The 5379-nt window shown below is 67.1% G+C and carries 6 protein-coding genes and 1 pseudogene; 3 read left to right on the forward strand and 4 right to left on the reverse strand.

The annotated features are described in order from the left end of the window. Positions 1-1303: type II toxin-antitoxin system HipA family toxin YjjJ (yjjJ, locus tag DBR12_RS14115; RefSeq protein WP_108617840.1), on the reverse strand; the 1303-nt coding region annotated here is incomplete at its 3' end. A gap of 175 nt (positions 1304-1478) precedes the next feature. On the opposite strand from yjjJ, the gene DBR12_RS14120 reads away from it, so the two are divergent. Continuing rightward, on the forward strand, positions 1479-2048 hold the full coding sequence (locus DBR12_RS14120) for a DUF1439 domain-containing protein (RefSeq protein ID WP_108617841.1): 570 nt from the start codon (positions 1479-1481) through the stop codon (positions 2046-2048). A 194-nt stretch (positions 2049-2242) separates the two neighbouring features. Here DBR12_RS14120 and DBR12_RS22900 read toward each other — a convergent pair whose 3' ends face one another. The 3 genes from DBR12_RS22900 to DBR12_RS14135 all read right to left on the reverse strand — a co-directional run bounded on the left by DBR12_RS22900 (position 2243) and on the right by DBR12_RS14135 (position 3890). Beyond that, positions 2243-2449, reverse strand: coding sequence for a hypothetical protein (locus DBR12_RS22900; RefSeq protein ID WP_233244518.1), 207 nt, complete (start codon positions 2447-2449; stop codon positions 2243-2245). A gap of 245 nt (positions 2450-2694) precedes the next feature. Then, positions 2695-3213 carry a hypothetical protein gene (locus tag DBR12_RS14130; protein WP_108617842.1) on the reverse strand — a complete coding sequence of 173 codons (519 nt, stop codon included), beginning with the start codon at positions 3211-3213 and terminating at the stop codon, positions 2695-2697. 35 nt (positions 3214-3248) lie between these two features. Further along, complete coding sequence (locus tag DBR12_RS14135; protein WP_108617843.1) at positions 3249-3890, reverse strand: glutathione S-transferase family protein; 642 nt, start codon at positions 3888-3890, stop codon at positions 3249-3251. A 149-nt stretch (positions 3891-4039) separates the two neighbouring features. Between DBR12_RS14135 and DBR12_RS14140 the strand changes: the two genes are divergently transcribed. Both DBR12_RS14140 and DBR12_RS22905 read left to right on the forward strand, forming a co-directional pair. After that, on the forward strand, positions 4040-5059 hold the full coding sequence (locus tag DBR12_RS14140; RefSeq protein ID WP_108617844.1) for a YafY family protein: 1020 nt from the start codon (positions 4040-4042) through the stop codon (positions 5057-5059). Positions 5060-5257: 198 nt separating this feature from the next. Beyond that, positions 5258-5379 (forward strand): annotated as a pseudogene (locus DBR12_RS22905) (pirin family protein); the annotation flags it as partial.

Consider the following 5379-nt stretch of genomic DNA (forward strand, 5'->3'; position numbering starts at 1 on the left):
CAATGGCCCGGAGGTCCGCCGACACCCTCTCGTCCGCCGCTGCGGCCTGCCAGAAGGCCCGCGCCAGGCGCTGCGCCTCGTCCCACTCCCCCAGCGTGGCCGCCGTGGGCTGCTGCGGGCGGCTGGCAAAGTCGCGCGGCACCAGCTCGCCGCTCACCGGGGCGTACAGCATGGGCAGCATGTCGTAGGTGGGGGACAGCGCCCAGTCGTCATCCTTCAGCACCAGCGAGATGTTGCCGTAGTGCCGGTCGGTGTTGGCGATGAGCTGCCCATAGGCCTCCAGCAGCCGCAGCGTGCGCGCATCGGCCTGCGTGAGCAGGTGGCGTGCCGCCATGCGGTTGGCGGTGGCAGCCCAGTTGTCGATCTCGCCCACGTACTCGGCGTTGTAGACCTGCAGCGACACCATGCCGATGCGCCCGCCCAGAGGCGCATCCACCGCCAGGGGCGTGCGGTCGAACCGCTCCGACTCCAGAAACACCCGCCCCGCGCCCATGAACAGTTGCGTGGACGCTGCGGGCAGCCCCGCTTGCGCCAGCGCGTGCAGCGCCAGGTGCTCGCACACCAGCAGGTCGCGCATGCGCTGGTCGGCGGGGGAGTCGCCTGCGGGCGAGAACTTCACGATCACATGCCGCCCGGCGGTGATGGTGCAGAACTTGGGCTGCTCACCCCCGGCCGATGAGCCGGGGTGCGTACCCTGCATGGCCTGTTCGGCCAGCTGGGGATAGTCGGCGCTGCACGCCACCCGCGACGCGCGCGCGGGCAGCGTGTGAAAGCGCTGGAACGCGGCCTCGCCCATGATGAGGTTGCCGGGCAGGTCGTCGCCATACAGCGTCATGGCGCGCAGCACGTCGTCATCGCTCCAGTGGCGCGGGTCGTGGCCCAGTTGCAGCGCGGGGTGAGCATGCGCAAAGGTGCGGCCCATGAAGCCCTGGGGCCGCATGTCGTCCAGAAACCAGGGCAGACCATCGTGCCGCGCGCTCACGCCGTCGGCCTCGTCCACCCAGAATGCGCCGCCCTCCAGCGGCACCAGGCGTGCAAAGGGCGAAGGGCGACCCTGTGCGTCGATGCGCATCACCCGCACCTCGCTGCCCACACCAGGCACATGGCGCGGCAGCACATACCGCTGCGAGCGCGCCGCGCCCACCTTTTGCACCTGGCCTGCATGGATCAGCGGCGCCAGCGCGCGCGACACCGTGGGCTGGCTCACGCCCAGCAGCTCTTGCAGCTCAGCGCTGGTCAGCACGCCACCCTGGCGGCGCAGGGCCAACAGGGCTTTGGCGGAGAGTTCGTGGGGCGTGGGCATGAATGATTATATGAATAGATAAATTTATGGAAATTCCTATTTAAATCATTGGGTTGTATTGTTCTTTGAATAGAAAAAAGGTTAAAAGTATTCAGAACCTGAAGCGCGCGGGTTGTCGCAAGGGCACCTTTTGTCTCGCCCCGTGTCCCACCGGCTTCCGAGGAGACTTCATCCCATGCCCTACCGCCGCCGTTTTCTTGCCGTCACCACCCGCAGCCTGGCCTTGGGCTGCGTGGCCCTGTTCATCGGCTGTGGTGCACTGGCCCAGCCCAGCTACACCGTGCCGCTGGCCCAGCTGCAGGAGATGGTGGGCACCAAATTCCCCCGCAGCGTGCCGGTGCAGGGCCTGTTCGATCTGAACCTGCAGGCACCGCAATTGCGCCTGCTGCCCGCCGTGAACCGCCTGGGCGCCACCATGGCCGTGGATGCAGCAGGCCCTGCGCTGCGGCGCAGCCATGGTGGCACCTTCGATGTGGAATTTGCGCTGCGCTACGAGGCCAGCGACCGCACGCTGCGCGCACACCAGATCAAGCTGGGGCGGCTGGACTTCCCAACCCTCAAGCCCGCCGTGACCGACCTGCTCAACGCCTACGGCCCGGTGCTGGCCGAGCAGTCGCTGCGCGAAGTCACGCTGCACCAGCTACGCCCGCAGGACACGGCAGTGTTCGACGGCCTGGGCCTGCAGCCCGGGCCCATCACCGTGACGGCCAAAGGGCTGGAGGTGGCGTTTGTGCGCAAGCCGTAGGGGCTCCGCATGCGTTCACTAAGAGCGGCTAACAAAACTCAGCGTAGCGGTTCTGGCTAGGCGCTGCGTTGCAGGCAGTACGCGTAGTACGACAAGACGCGGCAACGACGCCAGAAGAGTTTTGTTAGCCGCTCCAAGGCGCCGGGGCTGACTCCCTCTCCCGCGAGGGGAGAGGGAGTCAGCCCCGCCCCGCGTTATTTCGGCTCTGCCGCCACCCGCCGCTGCACCGCTGCAAACACCGGGTTGCGGATAAGGTGCAGTGCCTGCCCGCGCTGGCTGCTCTCTGGCGACACGGTGGACGTAGTGGCCACCACCAGGTCCAGCGGCGGGTACACCCAGATGAACTGCCCGCCAAACCCGCTGGCCATGAAGGTGGGCCGCGCCGTCTTGCCGGGTACCACCCACCACAGGTAGCCATAAGGCAGCCCTACCGGCGGGCCGCCCGCGTTGTGTGCCTGCGCGGACGCATCGGCAATTGCCCCGGGCAGCAGCGGCTGGCCGTTCTACTGGCCGCGCTGCAGGTGGCGTGAGCATTAGCTCCTCTTTTTATAGCTAATGGCGCACTGCCATCAGGCGGCAGGGGCTGTTTGGGCTCAGGTTTTGGGGTCTGGGGGCTGCTCGGGTGCTGTGCGCGGTCTGCCCACGCTCACACCGGCCGCGCCATCTCCATCACCCAGTTCACCTCCCAGGTCGCGCCGCCGTCTTCCGAAAACGCCTGCTGCCAGCGCGGCGCGCCGGTGTGCATCTGTGACCACTCGAAGCGCACGCGCACCGGGCGGCCCTCGAACAGATCCTCGCCTTCGAAGATGCCTACGCCGCCCCGGAAGCCACCCACCACGGGCGGCAGCAACTGGCCGGTGGCCGGGTCCAGGCCGCCGGTGAGGTTGTCGAGCCAGTAGATGCTCCAGCGCTGCGATGCGGGGCTGAACACGCGCAGCGCCATGCCCACAAAGCCGGGCTTCCACGCCTGAGGCGTGAAGCTGTCGTAGTTGCCGATGCCGGCGGGCAGTGGGTGCACGCTGGCGGTTGCGTCGAACACCTCCCAGTCATTGCAGCCCGCCAGGCGCCGCACCAGGCGCGTGTTGCGAATGCACCAGGGGCCCATGAGGAAGTCGAAGTCGCGTGCTGCGCTGGGGACGGTGGCAGATGTGATGGTGTCTTGCATGGTGTTCGATGAAGTTGAGGGCGTGGGATGAGAAATCAGAGGGGTTCCAGGGCCTTGTCGGGGTGAACCCAGCCGGGCAGTGCGCGCAGTGCATCCAGCCATCGCGCCACGTGCGGAAAGTCTTCTGTGGCAAGACCGGCTTCGGAGATCCAAAAAAGATACGCCGAGCAGGCAAGGTCTGCGATGGTGGGGCCGGAGGGTAGGAGAAACTCGGAGCGTGCAAGCGCGTCGTTCAGCGTCGCCAAATCTGCCAGGGCGCGCTCGCGCAGGTACGCAAGAACCTCCGTGGGTTGCGGCGCCCAGCGCATTGCAAAGCGCAGGTTGGGCACGCTGAAACCGATGCGGTTGGTCTCCCAGAAAAGCCACTCCAGGATCGCGTTTTTCTCCGATGCAGCGCCGCAGAATGCCTGGGTGCGTTCGGCGAGGTGAATGAGGATGGCGTTGGATTGGCGGTAGCCAATGCCTTGGACGACGAGCACGGGCACTTCGCAATGCTTGCTCACTGCAATGAACTCCGCAGGGCGTTCGGGCCGGGGAATGCCGAGCGCGATGTGCTGGTAGCGATGGGGCGTTGCAGACAGCAAAAGCAGTGAACGGACCTTGTAGGAGTGCCCCGAATTCGTGCTGCCGTACAGCAGCGGTAGCGGGGTAGGCGCGGTCAATGGGGTGTCGGACATGCGGGCTCCTGGTGGAAGGGGGGCAACAAACTCAGTGCCGCAGTCTGCGCAGTAATACCTGCCACCTTGTGGCATGTATTTCGGCTATCTTTGCCAGAACTGCTCTTTTCTGTTTCCACCTTTTCAACCACCCCGCACAACACGACCCCATGCGCGCCAGCCGCCTGCTCTCCCTTCAGATGCTGCTCGAAACCCGGGGCCGCATGAGCGCAACGGCGCTGGCCGATGCGCTGGAGGTGTCGGTGCGTACGCTCTACCGCGACGTGGACCAGCTCAGCGCGGCCGGTGTGCCCATTTATGCCGAGCGGGGGCGCCACGGCGGTTTTGCATTGCTGCCGGGCTGGAAGACCACGCTCACCGGCCTCACTCCGTCCGAGGCGCAAGCCGTGTTCTTGAGCGGCCTGCCCGGCCCCGCGCAGGACCTGGGCCTGGGTGGCGATGTGGAGGGTGCGCGGCTCAAGCTGCTGGCCGCGCTGCCAGCCGGGTGGCGCGACGACGCCCAGCGCGTGAGCGCCCGCCTGCACCTGGACCCGGTGGACTGGTACCGCGAAAGCGAGCCTACGCCGCACCTGACGGCCGTGGCCGCCGCCGTGTGGAACGGCCACCAGATCCGCATGCGTTACGAGAGCTGGACGGACACCGTGGAGCGCACGGTGAGCCCGCTGGGCCTGGTGCTGAAGGCCGGGGTCTGGTACCTGGTGGCGCAGCCTGTAGCGCCCGCAGGTGTGGCGGCAGCACCGGGTGCGGGCACGGCGAAGGGCGGCCCCCGCACCTACCGCGTGTCCAGCATCCGCGCCGCCACCGCGCTGGCCACTGCGGTGCGCCGCCCGGCGCGGTTTGATCTGCCGGGCTATTGGGCCGCGTCCATCCAGCGGTTTGAGTCAGAGATCTACACAGGCCAGGCGCAGGTGCTGGCCACGCCTGCGGGGCTCCAGGGCCTGCGCGCGCTCAGCAGTGCCGTGGCGCGTGCGGTGGCAGCTGCCAAGCCCTCGCGCCGCGCGGACGGGCGCGTGGCCGTCACCCTGCCCATCGAATCGGTGGAACATGCCTGCGGCCAGCTGATGCGCCTGTCGCCGCAGGTGGAGGTGCTGCGGCCTGTGGCGTTGCGCCGTGCGCTGGTGCAGCGGCTGCGGGCCACGGCGCGGCTGTATGGCCTTGAAAAACTATGATTTCAATAGCGGTGAAATCAATGTGGGTGCGCGCAGAGGCATAAATTTTTGCTTGGCGCGCACCCTCCGGGCCGCTCCACTGTCCTGTTTGGTGGGCCGCACTGTTCCACCGGGCGCACTTCTGCTCGGGCACTATTGGCGCCATATTCCACAGGCATGCCGCCCGATAGTGGCGGTGCACAACCCAAGGAGCCTTTCATGCCCTCGTCCACTTCTGCTGTTGCCCCTCTGCTGCCCATCGTGCGTGCGCAGCTGCTGGGCCCGCAGTGGCCCACGATGGACCCGTTTCTTTTCTGCGCCCACCACGACGATGCCTACCC

Source organism: Acidovorax sp. HMWF029 (assembly GCF_003060895.1).
Classification (GTDB): Bacteria; Pseudomonadota; Gammaproteobacteria; order Burkholderiales; family Burkholderiaceae_C; genus Acidovorax.